A 23,524-nucleotide genomic window follows, 5' to 3' on the forward strand; every position below is an offset into this window, starting at 1 on the left:
TGGCTAGGCGGCGCGGCCGGTGGCAACGCGGATGGTTCGGGTCAGCGATCCTGCCGCGAGTTCGTCCAGCTGCAGGCAGGGTGCGCGCAGCATCGCGGCCAGCTCGCTGGCGAGTCCGAGTCGGACGAACCCCTGCTCGGTGTCGATGACCACAGCCGGTACTGCGCTGCTCGCCAGACGCATCGCGGCCCGTTGAGCATCGGCGAGCGCATCGGGACCGCCGTTGGCGCGCCCGTCGGTCACGGCGACCAGCAACGGGTGGCGGGCGGGGTCGCGGCGGGCGTGGGTCGCGATCACCTCGCCAGCACGGAGCAACCCGGCGGCCAACGGGGTGCGGCCGCCGGTCGGCAGCGCGGCGAGCTGCCGGTCGGCGAGTTCGACGCCGGCGGTGGGCGGCAGCACCAGCTGCGCCCCTCCGGCCCGGAACGTGACCATCGCGACCAGGTCGCGCCGCTGGTAGGCGTCGAACAGCAGCGCCCGCACCGCCCCCTTGACGGCCGACATCCGCTGACGGGCCCCCATCGACCCGGATGCGTCGACGCACAGCACGATCAGCGAACCCTGACGGCCACGACGTACGTGCTGGCGGAGGTCCTGGCGCCGAAGCGCCAGTCCGGCACCCTCGCGCCGACGATGATGTTGTTCAGGCGCAGCGGCCCGCAGTGTGGCCGCGACGGCGATCTCCTGACCACGAGGCCGTTCGCCCGCCCGCAGGGGACGAGCACCAGCGCTCGCGCCGCGCCGGCTCGGTCCCGGGCTCCGACGGCCGTCGGCACCCATCTCCGGGTTGGGCACGGTCAGCAGCGCCGGCCGCCCCGTGACCTGGGCGTCCGCCACCCGGCCATCAGGCGCGGCGCCCTGATCGTTTGGCGGCTCGCGGCCATCGCGGTCCCGCTGATCCGCATCGGCGTCCTCGGCGGCGGCGTCGGGGACGCCATCCGCCGGTTCCGCAGAACCCTCCTCGGCGGGGTCGGATGCACCGCTCGGCGTCGCGTCCGCGCGCTGCGGTACACGTGGGCCGGTCGGGGGCGGTCCGTCCGTGTCGGCCCCGGTGGTGTCCTCGTGGTCGCGCCGAGCCACATCGTCGTCCGCACCGTCGGGGTCGTCGTCGGGGGGTGGGGGGTCGTCGTCGGGGGGTCGGGGGTCGTCGTCACCGAGCAGGCGGTCGAGCTCGTTCTCGTCGATCCCCGGATCGTCGAAAGGTCCCCGTCGACGGCGGTGCGGGAGCGCGAGCAGGCAAGCGGTCCGCACGTCCTCACGGGCAACGTGGGTGGCCCCACGCCAGGCGGCCAGGGCAACTGACGCTCGGGCCGTGACGATGTCGGCGCGGAGGCCGTCCACCTCGAGCGCTGCGCACACCTCGACGATGCGGATGAGCCACTCTTCCGAGAGTTCGACCGAGGGCAGCTGAGCGCGCGCTGCGACGATCCGCTCAGCGAGTTCGCGTTCGTCGGTCGCGAACCGGGCCGCGAACGTCTCCTGGTCGGACTCGTAGGCGAGCCGGCGACGCACCACCTCGGCGCGTTGTGCCGGGTCGTGCGGGGCGACCACCTCGACGGTCAGTCCGAAGCGGTCGAGCAGCTGCGGGCGCAGCTCGCCTTCCTCCGGGTTCATCGTCCCGATCAGCTGGAACCGGGCGGGGTGACGCACGGAGACGCCCTCCCGCTCGACGTGGTTGACGCCCATCGCCGCGGCGTCGAGCAACACGTCGACGAGGTGATCGTCGAGCAGGTTGACCTCATCGACGTACAGCACCCCGCGGTGCGCCCGGGCGAGCAGTCCCGGCTCGAAGCTGCGGACCCCGTCCGCGAGCGCCCGTTCCAGATCGATCGAGCCGAGCAGTCGGTCCTCGCTGGCGCCGATCGGCAGCTCCACCAGCGGGGTACGGACCCGGGTGCCGGTGCGGTCGGGCTGGTCACAGACGCCGCAGAGCTCGGCCGGAGCATCCGGCGGGCACCCGAACGCGCAGCCAGCGACGACCTCGATGTCGGGCAGCAGCGAGGCGAGTCCGCGGACAGCGGTCGACTTCGCGGTGCCCTTGTGACCGCGGACGAGCACCCCACCGATGCGCGGATCGACGGCATCGACCAGCAGGGCCGTGACGAGCCGTTCCTGGCCGACGATGGCGCTGAAGGGATAGGTCATGGCGACACCTCCTCGCCGCGCTCCTCGACCAGCCCTTCGGTCTCCAGATACGCCGCACGGAGCTGCTCCAGGCGCTCGGGCGCAGGTTCGGCCCACAACCCGCGTTGCGCCGCCTCCAGCAACCGTTCGGCGATCCCCCGCAACGCCCACGGATTCGAACGCTCGAGGAAGTCGCGCACCTCCGGATCCAGCACGTACTTCTCCACCAAGGTGTCGTACTGCCAGTCCTGCACGACCCCGGTGGTGGCGTCGTAGCCGAACAGGTAGTCGACGGTCGCGGCGAGCTCGAACGCGCCCTTGTAGCCGTGACGCTGCATGCTGGCGATCCACTTCGGGTTGACGACCCGGGCACGGAAGATCCGGTCGGTCTCCTGCGCCAGGGTGCGCGCCCGCGGTCGGGACGGATCGCTGGAATCGCCGATCACAGCCTGCGGGTCGTTGCCGGTCAACGCCCGGATGGTGGCGACCATCCCGCCGTGTTCCTGGAAGTAATCATCCGAGTCGAGGATGTCGTGCTCGCGGGTGTCGGTGTTCTTCACCGCCACCTGGACGCGGCGCAGGTTGGTGTGGAAGTCCTCGCGGGCCTCGACACCGTCGAGCCCGCGGCCGTAGGCGTGTCCGGACCACACGGTGTAGACCTCGGCGATGTCGGCGGTGTCCTGCCAGTTGCGCGCGTCGATCAACGGCAGCAGTCCGGCACCGTAGGCCCCGGGCTTCGCGCCGAAGATGCGGGTCGTCGACCGGCGGGTCGCCTCGGCCTCATCGACACCGTCGGCCAGCAGCCGGCCGCGGTCGGCCAGCGCGTGCTTGCGCACGAAGTTGCGCTCCACCGGCTCGTCGAGCTCCGCCACGGTCTCGACCGCCCGGTCCATCAGCCCGACCAGGTGCGGGAACGCGTCGCGGAAGAAGCCACTGATCCGCACGGTCACGTCGATCCGCGGCCGTTTCAGTTCATCGAGGTCGATCACCTGGAGATCGACCACGCGGCGGGTCTCCTCGTGCCAGACCGGGCGGACACCCAGCAGCGCGAGGATCTCTGCGATGTCATCACCGTGGGTGCGCATGTTGGCGGTGCCCCACACCACGATGCCGATCGTCTCTGGCAGCTCGCCGGTGTCGTCGAGCGAGCGTTGCAACAAGGCATCGGCGAGCTGCTGGCCGACGCCCCACGACAGCCGGCTGGGCAGTCCCTTCGGGTCGACGGAGTGGAAGTTGCGCCCGGTCGGCAGCACGTCGATGCGTCCGCGGGTCGGTGAGCCCGACGGACCGGACGGGATGAAACGTCCGGCGAGGCCGTCGAGCAGCGCGTCGATCTCGCCGGCACATGCCCGGATGCGCGGAACGACCTCGTCGCACGCGAACGCGAGCACGTGCTCGACGTCCGGCTCGCGCTGACCGAGCACGTCCATCACCGCCGCGGCCACATCGTCCATGGACCACGCCTTGGCCGCCACCTCGACGATCAACCGATCGGCGAGGTCATCGATGCGGTCAAGCACATCTCCGCGGGTCACGATCGGTCCGGGTGTGAGCGTGCGCAGCCCGTCGAGATCCGGTTCCGGCCACGAGCTCGCGACCGCACGACCGTCACCGATCCGCGTGCCGCCGTCGTCGAGCAGCACCGACTCGTCGAGCCCGAACGCCGTCGCGACCACCGACCGCAGACCGGGGACCTCGCCCTGCGGCAGCCGCAGGATGGCCTTGACCAGCCCACGCAGCTGTTCGTCCAGCGGTGGGGCACCCAACACGTGTAGGCCGTCACGGACCTGCAGGTCTTTGATCTCGCACAGGTAACCGTCGACGTGGGTGACCAGCTCCCCGAAATCGGCCGGGTCGTCGGGCATCTCGTCCACGCCGACCGCCGGGGCGATGTGGGAGTCGACCAGCAGCGCCCACACCTGATCGCGCAGTGCCGGCAGCTTGGAGGGGTCGAGCAGTTCGAGTTCGGCGTACTCGTCGAGCAGGTGCTCGAGCCGGGTCAGGTCGTCGTAGGTCTCCGCGCGCATCATCGGCGGGACCAGATGGTCGACCACGGTGGCATGGGCGCGGCGCTTGGCCTGGGTGCCCTCACCCGGGTCGTTGACGACGAACGGGTAGAACAGCGGGACGTCGGTCAGCGCCGCGTCGGTGGCGCAGGAGGCCGACATCCCGACCCCTTTGCCGGGCAGCCACTCAAGCGTGCCGTGCTTGCCCACGTGCACGATGGCGTGTGCCCCGAAGGTGCGGGTCAGCCACCAGTAGGCGGCGAGGTAGTGGTGGGTCGGCGCCAGGTCCGGCGAGTGGTAGATCGCGATCGGGTCGTCGCCGAACCCGCGCGGCGGCTGGATCGCGAGCACGACGTTGCCGAAGGTCATCGTCGCGGTCACCAGATGCTGGCCGTCGGGGTGCAGCAGGACCTCACCCGGCGGCGGGCCCCACTGCGCTTCCACGCTCGCCTGCAGGTCGGTGGGCAGCTGTCGGAACCAGGTGACGTAGTCGTCCACAGCCAGCCGCGCATCGGCGTGTGCGAGCTGATCCTCGGTGAGGTCCTCCGCATCGAACCCGCCCCGGGCGATCAGCGCGTGGATCAGCGCATCCGAGTCCTCGAGCAGGTGCTCATCGACGTCGTCGCCGAGCCAGTAGCCGGCGTCGCGCATGTCGCGCAGGATCGCGACCGTGGATGCCGGGGTGTCGAGCCCGACACCATTGCCGATGCGGCTGTGCTTGGTCGGATAGTTCGAGAGGACCAGCCCGACGCGCTTGTCCGCATTGGGTACATGGCGCAGCCGGGCGTGGTTGACCGCCAGCCCCGCGACCCGGGCGGTGCGCTCAGGGTCGGCGACGTAGCGCACCAGCGGACCGTCGACGCGGTCGTCGGCGGCGGTCAGCTCCTTGAACGAGAACGGCACCCCGATGATGCGTCCGTCGAACTCCGGCAGCGCGATCTGCATCGCGGTGTCCATCGGTGACAGGCCGACGTTGGCCTCCTGCCACCGCTCGCGGCTGGCGGTCGAGGTCAACGCCTGGATGACGGGCACACCCAACCGCTCCAGCGCATCCGCGTGCCAGGCGTCCGCGTCGGCCGCGTTGGCGCCGCCCATCGCCAGCACCGTGACCACCAGCGCGTCGGGGTGCACGTCGTGGTCGCTCAGCATCGTGAGCAGCGGGACCTCGCCGTCCGCTTCCGGCCGCAGCGAATAGCAGTGCAACCCGACGGCTTGCGCTCCCTTCGCCTCGATCGCGTCGAGCAACGCATCCACGAACCCGGTGTTGCCCGACACCAGGTGCGAACGGTAGAAGACGACGCCGATCAGCGGTTTGGCGGGATCCAGACCGGCAAGCGCGTCCGCCCGACGCGGGTGGTAGGCACCGTGGTCGGGCAGCTGCTGCGGGGGCTCGAAGCCGAGGCCGGTCACCAGCAGCGTGTCGGCCACGAACCGCAGCAGCTGTTCGGTGTTGGCCGTGCCGCCGAGGCGCAGGTACTCGAAGGCCTGCGCGACCACGGCGGTCGGGGCGGTCGACAGCGCCGTGAGCTCCGCATCCGGGGAGCCCTCCCCCGACAGTGCGAGCAGCGGTATCCCGCCGGCGACACAGCGCTCGCGCAGCGCGTCGAGCAGTTCGGGGAACGCAGCGCGCCCGCCGAGCAGCCGGACGACCACGACCTCGACGTCCGCGGTGACCTCGTCGAGCCAGCCGGCCAGCGCCTCGGCGTCGTCACGCGGCGCACGGGCCGGATTCAGCGCTCGAACGCGCGGGGCGTCATCGGGGAGCGCCTCGACGGCGCCCGCCGCGGCGAGGATCTCCGTGTCGGCCGTGGTCAACAGCAAGATGGTGGTCACGTGGACTCCGCGGTCGGATCGAGCGGGTCGGGGCCGGACAGGTCAAGGCCGGACGGGCTGGGCTCCGGGAGCGGCCCCGCGGCGGGCGCACCGCCGGGTGCGACGACGGGGAGGCCACGAGGAACGCCCTCGTCGAGCAGCCGGTACAGCGCCGAGGTGTCGAGGTGGGCGGCGACGAGATCACCCAGCACGTCCAGCCGCCGGGCACGCACCTGCGCGAACGGTTCGGCGCCGGGGAGCCAGTCCCGGTTGGTACGGGCGGCGACGTCCGCCAGGATCGCCCGTCGCAGTGCGTCGTGCTCGAGGACACCGTGCCAGGAGGTGCCGAGTACCGCACCGACGACACACCCTTCATCGTCATCGGCATCGGCCAGCGCGTCGACCAGCCATGCGTCGCCGCCGTGGCGGACGACTCGGCCGTGGCGGATCTCGTACCCGGACGCCGCGGTGGCGAACCGCGGGCTCGTCCCCACCCGCTGGGCGAGCAGCTTGTCGGGACGGAAGGTCGTGACGACCGGCAGCAGGTCGAGCCCGGCGACGGTCCCGGCGCGGGACTCGACGTCGTCGTGCAGGGTCGTGCCGAGCATCTGGTAGCCGCCGCAGATCCCCAGGACCGGCCGTCCCTGCGCTGCCCGGGCGGCGATGGCGTCCGCCAGGCCCTGGCGGTGGAGCCACGCCAGGTCGAGGACCGTGTTCTTGGTGCCGGGCAGGACCACCAGGTCCGCTCGGAGCACGTCGGTCGGATCGGTCGTGTAGCGGACCCGGACACCCGGCTCGGCGGCCAGCGCGTCGGCGTCGGTGACGTTCGAGCTGCGGGGTAGGCGGACCACCGCGACGTCGATCACATCCGCCCCGATGGGCGGGGTCGAGGGAAGCCCGCGATCCATGGCGAGCGAGTCCTCGGCATCGAGCCACAGACCATCAACGTGGGGCAGCACCCCCAGGTTGGGACGGCCGATGAGCTGCTCCAACTGCACGAGACCCGGTGCGAGTACCCCCGGATCGCCACGGAAGCGGTTGATGACGGTCCCGGCGATCAGGGCCTGGTCCGCCGGTTCGAGCAGCCCGACGGTGCCGTAGAGCGCCGCGAACACCCCACCGCGATCGATGTCCCCGATCACGATCACGGGGAGGTCGGCAGCGCGGGCGAGACCCATGTTGGTCAGATCGTGCGCACGGAGGTTGATCTCCGCCGGGCTGCCCGCGCCCTCGCAGATCACGGCGTCGAACCGGCTGCGTAGGTCCGCGAGCGCGTCCATCACGATCGGCTTGAGGTAGAGGCGGCGGTTGTGGTAGTCGCGGGCGCCGGCTTCGAATGCCGGCTGTCCCATGACCACGACCTGGCTGTGTCGGTCCCCGGTCGGTTTGATGAGGATCGGGTTCATGGCGGCTTCGGGGGGGACCATCGCTGCGGCGGCCTGGGCGGCCTGGGCCCGGCCGATCTCGGCGCCGTCGGCGGTGACCGCGGAGTTCAACGCCATGTTCTGGGCCTTGAACGGCGCCACCTTCACGCCTTCGCGTGCCAACCACCGGCAGATCGCCGCGACGAGCACGCTCTTGCCCGCATCCGAGGTGGTGCCCGCGACCAGCAGGGCCCCGCTCATGACCGGGCCCCTTCCGCGCGGACCTCGACGTGGCGCCCGCGCGCCACCGCCACGCCGATCGCGGCAGCGAACGCGACGGTCACTGCTGCGAGTTCGAGCGCGGACGAGAGCGCAGCCGCGCGGTCGATGTCATCGATGCGCGGTGACGGCCCCTCGCCCATGGCGGGCCGGCGGTCCTGGTGGTCGCCGTAGTGGTTGACGTCACCCCCGAGGGTGAGACCGAGCGCGCCGGCTGCCGCGGCCTCGACCGGGCCCGCGTTCGGACTCGGGTGGCCGGCGGCGTCACGCCGCCAGACCCGCCACGCATCCGTCGGGCGCCCACCGACGGTCGGGGCCAGCACGACCGTCAGCAACGCGGTCAGCCGGGCCGGGGCGAGGTTGATCAGGTCATCGGTCCGCGCAGCCACCCGACCGAACCGCAGATGACGTGAGGTTCGGTACCCGACCATCGCGTCCAACGTGTTCACGGTCCGGTGCACGACCACGCCGGTCGCACCGAACACCGCGCCCCACGCGAGCGTGCCGACGACGGCGTCGGAGGTGTTCTCCGCAACCGACTCGACGGTCGCACGGGCGAGCCCGTCCGCGTCCAACCTCGACGGGTCACGGCCGCACAACCATCCGAGCTGATCACGGGCAGCGTCGAGGTCCCCGGCACGGAGCAACTCGGCCATCGTGCGCGCCGCCCGACGCAGGCTCGTGCCGCCGAGTGCCACGGCGGTCACCAGTGCCCTCAGTGCCAACCGTCCCGCCGGTGGCAGGGCGCGCTCGGCCGAACGGGTCACCGCCGCGGCACCACCGACGAGCACCAGCGCGTAAAGCGCTCCGGCCGCCTCGTGATCGGCGTACCAGCGGCGCTCGTACCGTTCGGCGAGCTGACCGAAGCCGGCGACGGGATGGAAACGTGGCGGATCGGCGACGGTCCGGTCCAGCCACACCCCGAGCAGGAGCCCAACCGCACCCGCCGTTACGCCATCCATGGTGCGGCTCATGGCGCTGCTCGTGATGTGGAGCTGACCACGGCGTGCGTGGGCAGCCGGACGTTGGTCCGGACGAGCGTCCACCCGCCGTGGGGCCTGGCGTGCAGCTCGGTGAGGCTGCACGGGGCGACGTCGACGCGCCACATCGACGACATCGGCGCCTGGAGTGCCTGCAGGATGGCCAGCTTGATCGGGCCGCCGTGGGTGAACACCGCCGTGGTCCCCTCCCGATCGCGCAGTCGTTCGAGTGCTCGCGCCAGTCGTTCGCCGAGCGCGTCCAGGGTCTCGCCCCCGTGAGGCGCCGTGTTGGGGTCGGCGTACCAGCCCTCCAGCTCGGCGGGGAATTCGCGGCCGATCTCGTGGGGGTCGCGTCCGGCCCACCTGCCGAAGTCGAGTTCGGCGAGGTCTGGGTCCACCTCGGCGTCGGGGAACCCGGCCAGGGTTGCGGTCTGACGGCAGCGAAGCGCGGGACTCGTGGATGCGGCATCGGAGTGGAGGTGGCCGGCCAGGGTCTTGGCCGCGCGACGCCCGGCGTCGTCGAGCGGTTCGTCGGACGGGAACAGGAACTGCCGCGTCGCGGTGGACGGCGCGTGACGGATCAGCAGCAGGCTTGGACGCCGACTCACGCCGGCCACCGCGGTCGCGCCCCGTTCTTGGCGGTGTCGCGATCCCACAGCAGCCCGAACACGGCCGCGATCCCCGCCCACAGCAACGTCTGGGTGGCAAGCGACGCCAACCGGAACTGCCACAGCAGCTCGCCGGGGAACCCCGGTCCCCCCGCCTCCGTGCTGCTCGGCAGCGCTAGCACCAGCCCCCCGAAAGCGACCAGAGCGACCGCTGCGACAACGACCTGACGCGGCGCATCGCGGAACCCGGTGGCGTGCAAGCGGTGCGCGAACGTCCAGAGCGCCGCAGCCAGCGCGATCGACAGGCCGATCGCTGCGAGGTACCAGGCCGAACGGGTCCCGACCGCGCCGGGATCGCCCACCCCCGGCGGGTTGGGTGGTGCGGCAAGCAGCGGCACGAGTGCCATCGCCACCCAGGCGACCGCGCCCAGTTTCAGTGAGGCGCGCCAGTCGTCAGGGTCCCGGATGAAGCCACGAACGAAGGCGAACAGCACGCCGAACAGGCCGCCGAATGCCGCACCGACGACCGCGGTCGCGACCGGCAGCAGCGCCTGTTGGGTCGTACGCGAGACGGAGAAGTCCGCGGGGTCGTCGTGTCCACTCGCCGCAGGGTCGTCAGCGGAAGCTCCCTCGAGCGCCTCTTCGATCCGGATCGCTTCGCGCACCGGGATCTCCCCGATGACGAACGCGAACAGACCGGCGAGTACACCCGCGAGCAGCCCCGCCGCGAGGCCGCGACGGATACTTGGTGCCAGCACCGATCAGTGGCAGGGGAACCCGAGCAGGTGCCGGGCGTCGTGGAAGAGTTCGTGGGCGACCGGGGCGCCAGCGGTCAGCATCCCCTGCTCGAACGAGGCGAGGAAGATGACGCTGGACAGCGTCAGGGCCCAGCCCAGGGCAGCGAACCCCTCTTGCATGGTGGGCCGTGCGGCGGTGGATGCGAACAGATTGCTCATGTCTCGGTCCTTCGGGGATACCACGTCCCCTGCGGCTCGTGACGGAGGTCAGTGTCCTGGCTCACGGATCGTCACACCACACCCGGCCTTCCAGGTCCCATTCGACCCGTGACCGCCTCGGTAGCCGGACGTCAAGACGTCCGGGGTGTCGTGCTCCCCGTTCACAGTGGCGGGACCGCCGCGGAATCACACCGCGTTCCTGGATCCAACCCGTCGGGTATGCCGTACTCACCCTAGCCGCAGTGAGCAGGATCGCGAGCGGTGCGTTCGACCGCTGACCACCGGTGTCCGTCAAGGCCTCGCGAGCGCCGTGACCAAAGCGGTTACGAGCGCCTCCCCCGTCGGCCGCGTCGCCTCGACATCGACGCGGCCACCCGCGTCGAGCAGCGCGGCGGAGGTGGTGGGCCCCATCGAGACGATCGGAGCCAGCCGGTCGCCGACGGCGGCGAGGACCGGTCCGGCCAATCGGGCCGTCGGCACCACGACGGCGTCGAATGCCGGTACGTCGGGACATCCGGCGAACACCGTTCGGGCACTGACCACGACCCGCGCGGACAGCAAGGCGGCGACACCATGATCCGCGCCGTCGGGAGCCAGCACGACCACCGGTCCTCGGGCCTCCGGTGCCGCCGCCAACAGCGTCGTCGGCGAGGCGAACGTGCGGTCGGCCTGCAAGCCGAACCCGTCCCGGATGCGGGCGGTGGTCCGCCCCCCGACCGCCCACACGTCGGTCCCGGCCAATGCTCGGACATCGGCCTCCACCTGTGTCAGCGATGACACGAGGTGCTGCATGCCGTCGGCGCCCAGCGCGACCAGCGTGCCCACCTTGCCGTCACGGACCTCGACCGCCAGACGCGCCAGCGCAGCGGGATCGCCGGCCTCCTCCCGCGCGACGTGCAGCTCGATCACCGCCGCGCCCGCGTGCCGAAGCTCACCGGCGACGGTGCTGGTCCGCTGCGAGAGCCGCGGAAGGAGGACCCGTGTGCCGTGCAACGGCCGGCGCTCGCGCCACGACAGCTGTTCACGCATCGCGACCACGTCACCCACCACGATGATCGCCGGTGCCGGCAGGTCGGCCCCCTCGACCACGTCGGCGATGGTGGCGAGCGTGCCCACGACCGACCGCTGCGTCGGAAGCGTCCCGGCCGAGACCACCGCTGCGGCGGTCTCCGGATCCCGTCCATGGGCCATCAACTCGTCAGCGAGGGCCCGCACCCGGGCCAACCCCATCAGCAGCACCACGGTGCCGGGAAAGGCGGCCAAGGCCGCATGGTCGACGAGGCTCGCGTCATCCGTTGCTTCGTGCCCGGTCACCACCGCGAAACCGGGCGACACCGTCCGGTGGGTCACGGGGATCCCGGCTGCTCCAGGCACCGCGATCGGCGAGCTGACACCCGGGACGATCTCGAAGGGGATGCCCGCCTCGCGGCATGCGCTGCCCTCCTCGCCCCCTCGGCCGAAGACGAACGGATCTCCCCCTTTCAGGCGAACGACCGCATGTCCCGCCGCCGCTCGGGCGAAGAGAAGCTCATCCACTTCTTCCCGGCTGTAGCCGGGAGAGCCGGACCGCCGACCCACCAGGATCCGATCCGCTCGAGCCGGGACCAGATTCAGTGCCTCGGCAGGTGAAAGATGGTCGTAGGCGACAACGTCACAGGTCGACAGGATCGTGGCTGCGCGCAACGTCAGGTAACCAGGATCACCCGGACCCCCACCCAGAATGTGGATCGTGCCGCCCGTGGCGGGAGGGCCCCCCAGACCATGGAACGGGGGTTCGGGACTCAACACGCATCACACTCCGGCGCCGGACGAGCGTTCACGCTAGTTCGTGAGCACCGTCCCTTCAGACCCGTGACACCGCAGGCCGACTACTTCCCCGGAAACGAAGGCCTCACCTCGAACGCGGCAGTCACTCTCCGTCGACATTCAAGCTCGACTTCCACCACGGCGGACACGCTCCGCAAGAAGTACACGCGAAGTACACACGCAGACGAAGGCCTCACCAGGACGCAAAACGGCCCGGAAACAGCGTTTCCGGGCCGTTTTCGTGGAGGTGATCGGATTTGAACCGACGGCCCCTTCGTTGCGAACGAAGTTCCTCGCGCGGGATCGCCGGCCCAGCACATGCCCGTAGATCGGCTGTCCGACGTCGTTAACAGCGAATCAGCGTTTCGACGTCCAGGCGTGTTCCACAGATGCTCCACAGCAGAATGCGGCCATCTACGGCAGGTTCCCTCATCTTCCCTCACCCGATTGTGGAGCCACTGTGGAGCACCGATCGGCCCCGAAAGCAGCCTCATGCCGCACCGATCGCTTCTCAACGGATGAGCGCGGGTGATGGCGCCACGCGGGTCGGCCCCGACTATGCGGGGGCAGGGGCTCGAACCTGCCGGGCGCTCCACTGTCAGGTTTGAGGTACGATGTCCCTGTGCGGAGTTGGAGGTGCTGTCATGCGTAGCATCGTGCGGGAGCGGATAGATCAGGCGCCGGTCGGCGCTTGGTTCCGGCCGTCGGAGCTTGGTGGGGGCAACGCCGTGGAGCAGGTGTTGTCACGGCTCGCCCGTGAACCTGACGGTCCGCTGGTGCGTGCCGCCAAGGGGTTGTACTTCAAGTCCGGCCCGGCGGACCCGTTCCTCGGCAAGCGTCGCCCCTCGCCATTGCAGACCGCCTGCGAGGTTGCAAAGGGGCGGGGTGTGGGTCCGGCGGGAGCGTCAGCGGCCGCCTACCTCCGCCTGACCACCCAGGTAGCGCCTCGTCCGACCCTGACCGTCGTGGGCTCACCGCCGACAGGGGTGGACGGCGTCGCCTGGCAGGTTCGCAACAACCCAGTCCGTGCCCAGCTGAGCTTCGCGGAGATTGCAGTCATCGAACTGCTGTCGCTGTACCCCTACGGGGTCGAGGCCGAGTGGGACGAGGTCGTCGCCCGCATCGCGGAGCTTCGCGCCCGCCGCAAGATCCGCCTGGAACGGATCAGCAACGCGGTCGCCGCCGAGCGCCGCAAGCCGGCGCTGCGTGAGAACCTCCAGCGGCTGCTCGCCGACTTGGCGGCCTGACGTGACGCTCGTACGACACGACCCAGACCGCTTCGCTGCCCTGATCGGCGCCACCGCCGAGGAACGCAACCTCGACCCGTCACTGGTCGAGAAGGACTACTGGGCCGTCGAGGCGCTACGAGCAGTCCACGCAGGCTTCGAGGTCGAGGTCGGCGGCCAACTCGTGCAGATCCGGCCGATCTTCAAAGGTGGCACGAGCCTGTCGAAGGCGTTCGGACTCATCGAGCGGTTCTCCGAAGATGTCGACCTTCTCGTCCCCGTCCCCGCGCACAACCCGAAGGAGTACTCGCAAGCCGAACGTTCAAAGGTCATGAAGGCGGCCACGGAAGCCGTGACCGACGCGCTCGGTCTCGACGGCGAGCGACAAGGCGGCCGCAGAGGCGTCGACCTGCATTGGCGGTACCCATACGAACCCGTCACCGGTGGACCGGCCGCCTTCGACGCCACCGCAGACATCCGCATCGAGCTCACCGTGATGGGCGGCACGCACCCGAACACGGCCGCGTCGGTCAAGGCCATGGTCACCGAGCACGCTGAGACCATCCCAGACTTCCCGCAGTACGACGACCTCTCACCCGTTGCGATCGAGACGCTCGCGCCGGAACGGACCCTCGTCGAGAAACTCGCCATGCTCCACGACGCCGCGTCGACAGCCACCCCCGAGAAGCCCGGCCGGCTCATCAAGGCCGGACGTCACTACTACGACATCGACATGCTCCTCAACAACGACGACCTCCGCAGCAGGATCAACGCGGGCTGGGTCGCCGGGATCGCTGAGGATGCCGATGCATGGTCGGCACAAGGCGGGTTCCCGTTCACGCCCCGGCCCGCGAACGGGTTCGCGTCCAGTCCAGCCTTCAACAACGACGCACTCATGGGCATCATCGAGACCAGCTACCACCTCGCACTGGACTGGGTCTGGGGCGCCAAGCCACCACTCGATGAATGCATCGCATCCGTCAAGGAGCACGCCGCGCTCCTATAGCCGACAGTCGCTGCTCGTCCACTCTCGACCCATTCATCGTGGCTGAACCTGGTCGACTCCTTCTTCGCGATCATCACCGGATGAGCTATCCGCCGCGCCTCGTTCACCTCCGTCCGCGACGTCGCCGACGCCGACGCCATACGACACTTCATCAACGCCTGGAACGACCGCTGCGTCCCTTTCGTCTGGACCAAGACCGCCGACGACATCCTCACCAGCACCAATCGGAAAGCCGCTTCAGAAGCGGACCACCAGTTGCGCTCCCTCGCCCAGCGTTCGAGCGCCCGGCCACGCTGGTTGGCGCTCATCAGCTCGTCGGTCTTGGGCAGCGCCACCAGGACGTCCACGTCCTCGGAGAACCGCTCGATGAGCCGGTACACCTTGGACAGGCTGTCCCGCCCTTGAAGTAGACCTGCAGGCACAACAGGCCTCCTCGGCGGCAGCAGCGACACCACGCAGCGCCTCGGTGAGCCAGAAGTCCTTCTCGAGCTGCTCGTAGGGCAGACCCGTCACTACCTCGAGCTGCTCGAGATGCTCCGCGAGCGTGTCGGTATCGTCGCGCAGACGGATGCTCACACCGCCATCGGCACGCCGAGACGATCACGCAGCCGGCGCCACCGGTGACGAGTGGTGAGATCCCACTCCTGTTCAGCCACCTCCTCGACTCGCTCCAGGCGGATCCGATCGGTAACCACGGCCTGCCGCACCACCTCGACGAGCCGCTCGAATGGTTTCTCCGACACGCGGTCGAAGTCCCGTAGCACCTCCAGCAACCCGACCTCGTACGGGGTGAGACCCAGTTCGCGACGGGTGTAGGACCGCGCCACGAACCGAACCGCATCCCGACCCGCCGGTGCACGCCCGGGCACGGCGACCGTCTCCACCCCAGGAACCTGGGTGGTCAGTCCGAACAGGCGGGCGGCGCTGACCCCGGCCGGGCCGGCCCCACGACCAGCGATCGCGAGACCAGCCTCGAGCGGTGGCGGGCTGCGACGACCTCGTGCGGGCGGCCGGTAGTACGAACTCTTGCGGACACGAACGAGCTCGCCCTGCCCGGCCAGACGCGACAGCTCGGACTCGACTGCCGCACGAGAGCCGCGCAGAGCGCGGGCACGCAGAAACGACCGGCGCTCAACACCGGCGACCGCGCCACGGACCTGCGCTGCAATAGACACAGAGGTCCGTCACCGTGCACGGCTGTCGCACCTCGCCCGTAGCGTGATCGCGGGCCAGTCGGGCAGCCATCCGGCGGGATCCGACCACCGACCACCGACCGAGGAGGGAACACGGAGATGTCGCGTCACGATGCCATGCACACACCGTCCGCCTACGACCACCTGGATCCCGTCGAGCGGGCCGAGGTACTGATGGCACTGATCGAGGAGCAGGCGGCGTTGCTCCCCGAAGCTGAACGCCACGCACGAACGCTCCTGGAGGACGCCTCCGCGGAGACGGTCGCCGATGAGGTCGCCGATGCGCTCCAGGGCATACCGCTCGAGGATCTCGCGGCTCGGGCCGGTCGGCAACCGGGCTACGGCTACGTCCACGAGACCGAAGCCGCCACATGGCTCGTGGAGGAAGCGGTCGAGCCGTTCGTCGACGACCTACGCCGTCGGGCCGGTCTCGGGATGCGCGGGGCTGCCAGCCGGATCGCCCTCGGCGTCCTGGCTGGGCTGGACCGGTGCCAGGACGCTGTGGACGGTTCGGTGTTGGCCTACGCCGGCCCCGACACTCCCGCTGAGCTCGCCGACTGGGTCGTGTCGAAGGCCAGGGAGGCAGGGCTGGATCTGACACCGCACGAGCTGGAGGCGGCGTGGCCGGACGGGGGAGCGCTCATCGACTGACGGGCGACGCCACACACCGCACGACCATCCGCACGTCGGGGAGGCCGTTACCGCAGGTGCGACGCGCGATGTCCGCGAGGGCGTAGGGTCGGTCGCGACCGCAGAGGGAGGCTGACCGGACATGACCACCGACACGGACATCGATGCTGGCTGGGCGCGGTTCGCTGCCGAGGCAGCGTACGCGGACAGCATCGTTCGCTCCGCGATCGGCGACGTCGAAGCGTCCATCGCGTGCCTCGAGGAAGCGCTGGAGGCTCTGCCCACCTACGCCCCGGCGATCGCGACGCTCGGCTCGATCGACTACCAGGTGGATGACGAGGTCACGGGCTGGCGTCGGTTCATGTCTTTGCTGGACCTGCCCGACGACGATGGCGACCTCGCCGAGATCGTGGACAAGGCCGGCGACTTCCTCATCAGCCTCGGACGCTACGAGGACGGGCTCGAGCTCTACCAACGAGCGACTGCCCGCTACCCGGACATCCCCGCGTTGCACCAGGGGATGTCCTGTTGCGCCGGTCACGAGGGTCACCACGAGCTCGCGATCGCCGCATCCGAACGAGCGCTGGAACTCGCACCGGACGACCAGGAACTCGTCAACGATCTGGGCTGGTCCCTGTTCGAGGCTGGCAGGCTCGACGAGGCACTGGTCCACCTCGAGCTGGCGGTCGCCATGGACCCCGAGGATGCGCTGGCCACCGAGAACCTACGGTTCTGCCGTGAGACCCGCCGAGGTTCCTCCCGAGAAGCTGACGCGGGCTGAGCACTCAGCCGTGCGCCTCACGGTAGCGCTGCCACACCTCTGCACCGAGGCGACCGCGGTCCGCGACGTCCAGACCAGTCGCACGTGCCCAAGCGCGTACGGCGGCGGTCGTCGGCTCCGTGGTCTTCGACGAGGGCGACGACGATCTCGTGTGGGTCCCAGCCCGTTGCAGGGGCAGCTTCGGCGCACCGGGAGTGGTCGGCCGATCCGCTGAGAAACCGAGCTGCTTGTAGCCGGGCAAGCGCCGTCGGTGCATGGCGGCGAACATCGGGACGTGGGCATCGAGGTAGTCGTGGACCTCGACGTCGTGCTTGTCCGGGTGTGCACGCAGGATGCGGCCGACGTACTGGACGATCCGCTGCGGTGCTGAGATGGGGAAGGTGAGGAACAGCGTGTCGAGACGTGGACAGTCGAAGCCTTCGCCGATGTAGCGGTCGGTGGCGACCAGCAGCACGTGACCGTCGTCCGCGAGCCGCTGCCAGGGCGAGTGCGGCTCGGCGAAGTAGATGTCGATGCCGCACAGGTCGGCCAGCTGGCAGTGGCGGGCCATCTCGCGGCCCTGGTCCCAGGTCAGCGTGCGACGCAGCGCCTCGGGGATGCGTTCGAGGATCTCGACCAGCGCACCCAGGGTGGCCTCGGCACCGTGGTCGGCGGGGAAGTCGGCCAGCCACAGGTGCCGGCTGGCCCGGTCGAACACGGTCGCGATCGCCAAACGGTTGTAGGCCCCGACGATCAGGTCGCCTTCCAGATGGCCGACCTCGACACGGTCGTCGGCCACCGCCGGCCGGGCGCCGATCAGGTTGAAGCTGCCCAACGGGCTGCGCTTGGCGGGCTGGCCGCCCGGGTGGCGGCGTCTGCGGCACCGGTGACGGCGGTGCAGCCCCTGGTGGAGCCCACGCCGCAGGCCCCGGCGGCCGTGGGCGTACACCGCCTGGTAGATGCACTCGTGCGAGACCGTGCCGGTGATCCCGTGGACCCCGCGTGCGAGCTCGATCGAGATCGTCATCGGCGAGTCGCGGGCCTCCAGCCGTGCGGTCACGTGAGCGGCCAGACCCGGATCCGCGGCCAGCTTCGGGACCTTCGGGCGGGACCGCTGCCGGTCGGCCCGGTCCTGCGCTGCGACCGCCGCATAGCCGGTGCGGCCACCGTTGCGGTTGACCTCGGTCGAGATCGTGCACCGGTGCCGCCCCAACCGTTCGGCGATCGTGGTCAGCGGCTCGGCCCGCTCGATCCCCGCGCGGATCTCCTCGCGTTCGTGCAACGTCAACGGCTGTGCTGGCATGATGGCTCCCCACCGGTCGGGTTGTGTAGACACCAGGCATCCTGCCCGGCATCACGCTCCGACCGGCGGAACCTCAGACCTCAACTGCAGCCGTCACCCCTTGAACTCGCCCAGCATCAACGTGACCCTCGACGGCTGCGTCGACCACGCCGCATTCGAGCCCGACGAGGCCGTCCACCGCCACGCGATGGAGTACATCGCCCGTGCTGACGCTCTGCTGTTCGGCCGCGCCACGTACGAGCTGATGGAGGCTGGCTGGCGCGGCCCGGAAGCGGCCGCTGGCCTGCCACCCTGGATGACGCCGTTCGCTGCGACCATGGACGCCGCGCGCAAGTACGTGGTGTCGAGCTCGCTGCCGGACGTGGACTGGAACGCGGAACTGGTTCGCGGCGACCTCGCCAGCGCGGTCCGCCGCCTCAAAAACGAGCCCGGTGAAGCTCTGGCCACCGGCGGCGTGACGCTCCCGACGGCGCTGGCCGAGCTCGGACTCATCGACGAGTACCAGTTCGTCGTCCACACCCACGTCGCCGGACGCGGACCCACACTCCTCGCCGGCCTCACCCGGCCGCTCGAACTCGAGCTCGTAGACCGGTTCACGGTGACACCCGGCGTCGTGGCGTCCCGGTACGTCCCCCGCCCGTAGCCGGCGCGATACCAAATGAGCGGTCATCGTTGTGCGCGCCCCCGGACGATCAACCCGGCGTCCAGAATCACGGCTGCGGGTGCTCGAGAACGAGGTCGGACACCTTGGCGAGAGCGTCGAAGTCTCGGTCCAGCGCGAGCACGGGGCTGCTCGTCCGAAGCGCCACTGCAGCGATGAGGCAGTCGATGCTGGAACGAACCGTGAGTCCCTTCGATCGCGCCGCGCGGTACAGCTGCGCGGCGTCCTCCCAGTCCTGCAGACCTTCGACGGAGAGGATCGGCCCGCGCAGGAGCAGGGCGCGCAGGTCGGCGGCCCGTCGTGGGCTGCGGGCACCGGCGGTGAGCTCGTAGAGGATGGGTTCGGTCCATCCCAGCGGCTGGTCGGCGACGATGGCGTCGCGGATCCAGGTGTTGTATGGGCTGCCCGTCCCGCGGAGGTACTCGATCCAGGCAGAGGTGTCGATCAGCACCATCACGCGGTGTCCGCAGGCGCGTCATCCCTCATCCGGTCGAGGTCACCCTCCCAACCAGAACCCTCCATGGCGAGGGCCTCCTCCGCGCCCAGCCGTGATCCTACGAGCCGGCGCAACGCAAGATCGACCGCTTCCTTCTTGCTCCGGGTTCCATACAGGCGCATCGCTGCCTCGATGATGTCGTCATCGAGTTCGATGTTCGTTCGCGTCCTTGACATGCCGCCCTCCTCAGCCGCGACACCATCGTACATTCTGAGGTGTACGTAGAGGTAGGCGACGTCAACGTGTCCCCAGAACGTGCAGATCCTCTGGTCTCGTGCGTGGTCCCCGCATCGGTGTGCCGACCCTCATCACGGGGATGGGTGACCGCCACGCCCTCGCTCGGGTTGCGCAGGCTGTCACGCGGCATGTCGTACACGATGTCGTCTGCGTGAACGAAGTGAAGCCGTTCGCGCGAGGCCGGCCGTCAGGCGAGCGGTAATCGGGGGCGATCATCTTGCATGCGTCGTTGTCGGCTGCCGGATCCACGCGACCTCCCAGCCACAAGCCGTGGCCGCGGCCGGGGTCGATCGGCCGCACTTGCGTGCGCCTGCGGCATGCGAAGCGGTTGAGGTCTTCTGTCGGCTGTCAGCCGCGCGGTGGGCATCGGGTGATCACCGGCCATGCCAGCGGGCGACCGCAGGTTCCCATGCCTCGCGGACCGCTCTTGGGAGGTTGAGCTCGTCGAACACCTCGACGAGCAGGATCGGGTCGATGTAGCGCCGGATGTCGTCGGGGGTGCCCTCCCGCAATACCAGTTCGTAAACCCGGATGCGGTCCGCACGCACCGACAGATCCCTGACGCTACGGATCACGTACCACGCCAGATGGCGGGGCAGCTCGATCAGCGCAAGCGCCAGGTGCGGCGCGAGGCTCGGCAGCTGGTCCGGCACGACCACCGGGGCCCCTCGGTAGGTACCGGCCTCGGTGAAGCTCGGGCGCGCAGCGATGGTCAGCTCGAACCCGGCCGCATCGAGCAGACGCTGTGCCGTATCCAAGGTCGGCGACTTCGCCCCATGCTCATAGGCCGACACGGTCGGCCGAGACGTGGCCGATCGGCGCGCAAGCTCAGCCTTCGACAGCCCGGCGCGCTGCCGGGCCTGCGTCAACAGCTCACCGCTGAAGGATCGACCTCCCGGCCCCGTATCTGTTCGAATACGCTACCGCCATTCGGCGTCTCCGGCACCGCGTTCTGTGGTGCCACGGTGGTGCACCGTGCGCACCTCATGATCGAGAAGCTGCGCGAAACGGCGATATCCCGGCGTTTCCGCCGGGATATCGGGTGGAGGTGATCGGATTTGAACCGACGGCCCCTTCGTTGCGAACGAAGTGCTCTGCCGAACTGAGCTACACCCCCGGGACTGCGGGCGCCCCGGCGCAGGCCGGAGCGAGGCGGGATGGTAGCCGCGCCCTCACCTTCGGTCGAACGCACGGGCGTGCCACGCGGCCCCGCACCGGGTGGGTCAGCACCGACCGATCTCGTCCTCGTCGGCGAGGCCGACGGGGCGGCTGCCGTCCAACGTCGTCGGCCCCCCGAGGACCTCGTCGCCCCCGTCCTGCTCCTCGCCGCCGCCACGGCGCTCGAGCACCTCGGAACGGCCCTCGCCGCTGGCGTCGTCCCGCCCCGTGTCGCGGACGGTGCCGTCCCGCTCGTCCTGCCCCGAGATGAGCCAGCGGACCAGCTCCTCGAGGGCTTCCTCGTCGAGCTCGACCATGCTGGCCGCGCCGATCATCGTGATGACCCCGGGCACGAAGCGACCCTCGAGGTCGCCCGCCACCGTGGCCCGGTGCTCGCGGACCAGCTGCTGGATCCGGCGCAGGTCGAGGGTGCTGTCGAGCTCCACCGCAGCGGCGACGCGTTCCGCCACGCGCAGCAGCCTCGGCAGGTCGTCGAGGATCCCGAGCTCGCCGATGCCGTCGAGCATCTCGGCCACGAGCCGCTGCTGGCGGGCGATGCGGCCGAAGTCGTCGTCGAGGTGGCGAGCCCGCGCGAACGCCAGGGCGTCCGTGCCGTCGAGGTCGACGCAGCCAGCGGGGAGGTCGAGGTTGGCGTCGCGATCCTTCAGCGGCTCGTCGAGCCTCATGGTGACGCCACCGAGCGCGTCCACGACCTCGACGAACCCGCCGAAGTCGACGCCCACGACGTGGTCGATGCGCAGGCCCGTCAGCCGCGTGAGGGTCTGCACCGTGCAGCTCTCGCCGCCGATGCCGAGGTCCTCACCGATCTGGAAGGACTCGTTGACGCGTCCGGTGGAGCCGTCGCAGAGCTCGACCCGGGAGTCCCGGGGGACGCTCAGGACCCGGACCTCGTCGGCGTCGGGATCGAGCCGGGTCAGCGCGACCACCTCGGCGCGTGCGCCCGGCACGTACCCGGTCCGCAGCTCCCGCCGCTCGCGGGGTGTCAGGTCCTCCCGTGAATCCGAACCGAGGACGAGGACGGTCAAGGCGCGGGCATCGAGCTCCTCGGCGGCAGCGCCATCCCCCGCACCCCCTCCGTCACCATCGGCGTCGTCCTGACCGAGACCCTGGACGTCCACCCGGTCGATGCTCCGGTCGATCGACCACACCGAGGCACCGACCACGAGCGCGACGGCGACCACCAGCACCCCGACGATGGTCGCGACGCGGCGGCCCCAGCCGGCGCGCGCGCCGCTGGTCCACGTCCGTCGCGCGCCAGCCTCTTCTGCCACCTCGGGTGCCCCATCGTGTCGCCTCAAGAACCGCGTGCTCCGAGGTCGGACGCAGAGCGTGACGGGTCGCGGCCCGTCGCACCAGCGGCGATGGGGCGGGATGTCGGTCCGATCCGCCGCCGGTAGCCCGTTCGGGAGGGTCGAACCGGCCGGAGAGCGGTGGACGTCGGTCCCGTGAGCGCACCTGCGCGTCCGACCGGCCGCCGGAACGTCGGCCCCACCCGGCCTCCCCATCTCGCGACGTCCGCGACGTCCGCGGCGTCGGTCAGCCCCGGTCGTCGTCGAGGAGCCGCTCCACCGCGGACCGGTGCGCATCGAGCGCGGCCCGCAGATCGCGCTGGCCGACCGCGGTCGTCAGGTCCCCGCGGGTGCGTTCGGTGATGGCCCGAGCAGCGTCGGTCGCCCGACGCAACCCGCGGGTCAGACCGTCCGGCGCGTCGATGGTGACGAGCGCGGACAGGATCTCCTGCATCGTGTCGAGCCGCTGCTCGGCCCCGATGAGATCCCCGTCACGGACCCGGTCGAGACAGGACCGTCGCAGCTCACCGACGGTCTCGGCGAGACCGTGGAGCCACGACGCATCGTCGACGCCGACCTCATCCGGTCCGGGCAGCCCGGCGCCGGTGCAGGCCGCCCTCGTGAGGACCGCCTCCGCGACCTCCTTGGCCGCGTCGGGCACGAACCCCGCGTGCAGCACCTCGGGGAACGGCGCGCTGGCCGACACCGCGTCGGCGAGCGCGGATCGGGCGTCGGCGATGAGCGCGTCGGCCCGGTCGTGCTCACCTCGGTGGACCGCTCGGATGGCGTTGGCAGCGGCGCGGATGGCGTCACGAGACGCGGCCAGGCCGGTCTCCCGAGCCTCGTGGCGCGCGACGAAACGGACACGCACCGGCTCGCTCAGTGCGAGCAGATCGCCCTCCCGCGGATCGCCCGAGCCGTCCGAGCCGTCCGGATCCCCGGGGTCGGCCGTCGGCACCTCAGCCGTCCCAGCGCCGCAGACGCACCGTGCCGGCGTTCTCGCCGACGGCCGCACCGACGAGCACCTTCTGCTGGTCGACGTCAGCCTCGAGCTCGCGGACCACCGACCGCACCTGATCCGCCTGCAGCTTCCAGCGGCGCAGCAGCGCGACGTACGCACCGGTGGCGGCGACCGCCAGCAGCGCGACGCCCCAGAGCACACCACCGAAGATGACGGCGAGCACCAGCGAGACCACGGTGCCTGCGACGAGCCGCAGGAACCACACCCGGCGCGCCTCGACCCGGGGGTCCTCGCGGCGGTAGGGCTTGGGCTGCTCGGCGGCCACGATGCCGTGGTGGTCGACGATCCGACCAGCGTCACCGGGGACCATGAGCTGGCGCCCGTTGCTGCGCTGCGGCGAGGTCTTCAGGACGTCCATGGCGCGCTCGAACCCTCCGACGGTGGCGTGCGGTGAACCGGTCCGGGACCGGAGCGCCGAGGGGACCAGCAGAGCGGCCCAGAGCAGGACCAGCAGCACCAGCGCTTCGTTCACCCGACCACCTCGGTGTCCCGGTGCACTGTCGCCTCCCGTTCGCCGACCCGATCGTGGAGCTTGGGCGGCGACGTCGCGACGGTAACACCGGGTCCCGGCGCCTCGAAGCACCCAGG

At 70.5% G+C, this 23,524-nt stretch carries 21 protein-coding genes, 2 tRNA genes, 1 pseudogene and 1 riboswitch; of the genes and pseudogenes, 6 read left to right on the top strand and 18 right to left on the bottom strand.

The annotated features are described in order from the left end of the window. Positions 1 to 3: 3 nt before the first annotated feature. The 9 genes from WEB03_RS10400 to WEB03_RS10440 all read right to left on the bottom strand — a co-directional run bounded on the left by WEB03_RS10400 (position 4) and on the right by WEB03_RS10440 (position 12,259). Positions 4 to 2,145 carry a putative cobaltochelatase gene (locus WEB03_RS10400; protein ID WP_368070879.1) on the bottom strand — a complete coding sequence of 714 codons (2,142 nt, stop codon included), beginning with the start codon at positions 2,143 to 2,145 and terminating at the stop codon, positions 4 to 6. After that, positions 2,142 to 5,963: a cobaltochelatase subunit CobN gene (gene cobN, locus WEB03_RS10405; protein ID WP_368070880.1), complete on the bottom strand. Its 3,822-nt coding sequence runs from the start codon at positions 5,961 to 5,963 to the stop codon at positions 2,142 to 2,144. The genes WEB03_RS10400 and cobN overlap by 4 nt, the downstream gene beginning before the upstream one ends. Beyond that, positions 5,960 to 7,567: a cobyric acid synthase gene (locus WEB03_RS10410; protein ID WP_368070881.1), complete on the bottom strand. Its 1,608-nt coding sequence runs from the start codon at positions 7,565 to 7,567 to the stop codon at positions 5,960 to 5,962. Before WEB03_RS10410 ends, cobN begins: the two co-directional genes overlap by 4 nt. Beyond that, positions 7,564 to 8,559 carry a cobalamin biosynthesis protein gene (locus WEB03_RS10415; protein ID WP_368070882.1) on the bottom strand — a complete coding sequence of 332 codons (996 nt, stop codon included), beginning with the start codon at positions 8,557 to 8,559 and terminating at the stop codon, positions 7,564 to 7,566. Before WEB03_RS10415 ends, WEB03_RS10410 begins: the two co-directional genes overlap by 4 nt. After that, a complete protein-coding gene (locus tag WEB03_RS10420) occupies positions 8,556 to 9,173 on the bottom strand; it encodes a histidine phosphatase family protein (RefSeq protein ID WP_368070883.1) in 618 nt (205 codons plus the stop codon). Before WEB03_RS10420 ends, WEB03_RS10415 begins: the two co-directional genes overlap by 4 nt. Then, positions 9,170 to 9,931, bottom strand: a complete 762-nt coding sequence (locus tag WEB03_RS10425; protein ID WP_368070884.1) for a CbtA family protein — start codon at positions 9,929 to 9,931, stop codon at positions 9,170 to 9,172. The genes WEB03_RS10420 and WEB03_RS10425 overlap by 4 nt, the downstream gene beginning before the upstream one ends. Positions 9,932 to 9,934: 3 nt before the next feature. Next, positions 9,935 to 10,129, bottom strand: coding sequence for a CbtB-domain containing protein (locus WEB03_RS10430; protein ID WP_368070885.1), 195 nt, complete (start codon positions 10,127 to 10,129; stop codon positions 9,935 to 9,937). 28 nt (positions 10,130 to 10,157) lie between these two features. After that, a riboswitch (cobalamin riboswitch) is annotated at positions 10,158 to 10,376 on the bottom strand. A gap of 44 nt (positions 10,377 to 10,420) precedes the next feature. Further along, positions 10,421 to 11,917: a uroporphyrinogen-III C-methyltransferase gene (gene cobA / locus WEB03_RS10435; protein ID WP_368070886.1), complete on the bottom strand. Its 1,497-nt coding sequence runs from the start codon at positions 11,915 to 11,917 to the stop codon at positions 10,421 to 10,423. A 260-nt stretch (positions 11,918 to 12,177) separates the two neighbouring features. Further along, positions 12,178 to 12,259 (bottom strand) — tRNA-Ala (locus WEB03_RS10440). 320 nt (positions 12,260 to 12,579) lie between these two features. Between WEB03_RS10440 and WEB03_RS10445 the strand changes: the two genes are divergently transcribed. The 3 genes and pseudogenes from WEB03_RS10445 to WEB03_RS10455 all read left to right on the top strand — a co-directional run. Continuing rightward, positions 12,580 to 13,182 (top strand): hypothetical protein, encoded by a 603-nt coding sequence (locus WEB03_RS10445; protein ID WP_368070887.1) that lies wholly within the window; start codon positions 12,580 to 12,582, stop codon positions 13,180 to 13,182. 1 nt (position 13,183) lies between these two features. Continuing rightward, a complete protein-coding gene (locus WEB03_RS10450; protein WP_368070888.1) occupies positions 13,184 to 14,167 on the top strand; it encodes a nucleotidyl transferase AbiEii/AbiGii toxin family protein in 984 nt (327 codons plus the stop codon). Between the two features lie 36 nt (positions 14,168 to 14,203). Further along, a pseudogene (locus WEB03_RS10455) lies at positions 14,204 to 14,419 on the top strand (IS630 family transposase); the annotation flags it as partial. 320 nt (positions 14,420 to 14,739) lie between these two features. Here the strand turns inward: WEB03_RS10455 and WEB03_RS10460 are convergent. Then, positions 14,740 to 14,994: a hypothetical protein gene (locus WEB03_RS10460; protein ID WP_368070889.1), complete on the bottom strand. Its 255-nt coding sequence runs from the start codon at positions 14,992 to 14,994 to the stop codon at positions 14,740 to 14,742. Between the two features lie 465 nt (positions 14,995 to 15,459). On the opposite strand from WEB03_RS10460, the gene WEB03_RS10465 reads away from it, so the two are divergent. Continuing rightward, positions 15,460 to 16,011, top strand: a complete 552-nt coding sequence (locus WEB03_RS10465) for a hypothetical protein (RefSeq protein ID WP_368070890.1) — start codon at positions 15,460 to 15,462, stop codon at positions 16,009 to 16,011. Between the two features lie 121 nt (positions 16,012 to 16,132). Beyond that, a complete protein-coding gene (locus WEB03_RS10470; protein WP_368070891.1) occupies positions 16,133 to 16,771 on the top strand; it encodes a tetratricopeptide repeat protein in 639 nt (212 codons plus the stop codon). 4 nt (positions 16,772 to 16,775) lie between these two features. Here WEB03_RS10470 and WEB03_RS10475 read toward each other — a convergent pair whose 3' ends face one another. Next, positions 16,776 to 18,053 carry an IS30 family transposase gene (locus tag WEB03_RS10475; RefSeq protein WP_368070892.1) on the bottom strand — a complete coding sequence of 426 codons (1,278 nt, stop codon included), beginning with the start codon at positions 18,051 to 18,053 and terminating at the stop codon, positions 16,776 to 16,778. A 100-nt stretch (positions 18,054 to 18,153) separates the two neighbouring features. On the opposite strand from WEB03_RS10475, the gene WEB03_RS10480 reads away from it, so the two are divergent. Continuing rightward, entirely contained in the window at positions 18,154 to 18,696 is a 543-nt protein-coding gene (locus tag WEB03_RS10480) for a dihydrofolate reductase family protein (RefSeq protein WP_368070893.1), read from the top strand. A gap of 67 nt (positions 18,697 to 18,763) precedes the next feature. On the opposite strand, the gene WEB03_RS10485 is transcribed toward WEB03_RS10480, so the two are convergent. From WEB03_RS10485 to WEB03_RS10515, 7 genes are all read right to left on the bottom strand, one after another. Beyond that, positions 18,764 to 19,168: a PIN domain nuclease gene (locus tag WEB03_RS10485; protein WP_368070916.1), complete on the bottom strand. Its 405-nt coding sequence runs from the start codon at positions 19,166 to 19,168 to the stop codon at positions 18,764 to 18,766. Further along, on the bottom strand, positions 19,168 to 19,386 hold the full coding sequence (locus WEB03_RS10490) for a type II toxin-antitoxin system VapB family antitoxin (RefSeq protein WP_368070894.1): 219 nt from the start codon (positions 19,384 to 19,386) through the stop codon (positions 19,168 to 19,170). Before WEB03_RS10490 ends, WEB03_RS10485 begins: the two co-directional genes overlap by 1 nt. A gap of 435 nt (positions 19,387 to 19,821) precedes the next feature. Beyond that, entirely contained in the window at positions 19,822 to 20,316 is a 495-nt protein-coding gene (locus tag WEB03_RS10495) for a helix-turn-helix transcriptional regulator (protein WP_368070895.1), read from the bottom strand. A gap of 174 nt (positions 20,317 to 20,490) precedes the next feature. Beyond that, positions 20,491 to 20,564: transfer RNA gene (locus WEB03_RS10500), tRNA-Ala, on the bottom strand. Between the two features lie 106 nt (positions 20,565 to 20,670). Continuing rightward, positions 20,671 to 21,924, bottom strand: coding sequence for an LCP family protein (locus WEB03_RS10505; RefSeq protein ID WP_368070896.1), 1,254 nt, complete (start codon positions 21,922 to 21,924; stop codon positions 20,671 to 20,673). A 238-nt stretch (positions 21,925 to 22,162) separates the two neighbouring features. After that, complete coding sequence (locus tag WEB03_RS10510; protein ID WP_368070897.1) at positions 22,163 to 22,873, bottom strand: haloacid dehalogenase; 711 nt, start codon at positions 22,871 to 22,873, stop codon at positions 22,163 to 22,165. A 1-nt stretch (position 22,874) separates the two neighbouring features. Continuing rightward, entirely contained in the window at positions 22,875 to 23,408 is a 534-nt protein-coding gene (locus WEB03_RS10515) for a hypothetical protein (protein ID WP_368070898.1), read from the bottom strand. Between the last annotated feature and the right edge of the window lie 116 nt (positions 23,409 to 23,524).

The sequence above is a fragment of the Nitriliruptor sp. genome, assembly GCF_040882075.1.
GTDB lineage: Bacteria > Actinomycetota > Nitriliruptoria > Nitriliruptorales > Nitriliruptoraceae > Nitriliruptor.

What these genes read in the sequence shown, in the direction of transcription:
- WEB03_RS10400 (WP_368070879.1), bottom strand. Translation starts at nt 2,145, where the DNA reads ATGACCTATCCCTTCAGCGCCATCGTCGGCCAGGAACGGCTCGTCACG.
- WEB03_RS10410 (WP_368070881.1), bottom strand. Translation starts at nt 7,567, where the DNA reads ATGAGCGGGGCCCTGCTGGTCGCGGGCACCACCTCGGATGCGGGCAAG.
- WEB03_RS10415 (WP_368070882.1), bottom strand. Translation starts at nt 8,559, where the DNA reads ATGAGCCGCACCATGGATGGCGTAACGGCGGGTGCGGTTGGGCTCCTG.
- WEB03_RS10430 (WP_368070885.1), bottom strand. Translation starts at nt 10,129, where the DNA reads ATGAGCAATCTGTTCGCATCCACCGCCGCACGGCCCACCATGCAAGAG.
- WEB03_RS10445 (WP_368070887.1), top strand. Translation starts at nt 12,580, where the DNA reads ATGCGTAGCATCGTGCGGGAGCGGATAGATCAGGCGCCGGTCGGCGCT.
- WEB03_RS10465 (WP_368070890.1), top strand. Translation starts at nt 15,460, where the DNA reads ATGTCGCGTCACGATGCCATGCACACACCGTCCGCCTACGACCACCTG.
- WEB03_RS10470 (WP_368070891.1), top strand. Translation starts at nt 16,133, where the DNA reads ATGACCACCGACACGGACATCGATGCTGGCTGGGCGCGGTTCGCTGCC.
- WEB03_RS10475 (WP_368070892.1), bottom strand. Translation starts at nt 18,053, where the DNA reads ATGCCAGCACAGCCGTTGACGTTGCACGAACGCGAGGAGATCCGCGCG.
- WEB03_RS10485 (WP_368070916.1), bottom strand. Translation starts at nt 19,168, where the DNA reads ATGGTGCTGATCGACACCTCTGCCTGGATCGAGTACCTCCGCGGGACG.
- WEB03_RS10490 (WP_368070894.1), bottom strand. Translation starts at nt 19,386, where the DNA reads ATGTCAAGGACGCGAACGAACATCGAACTCGATGACGACATCATCGAG.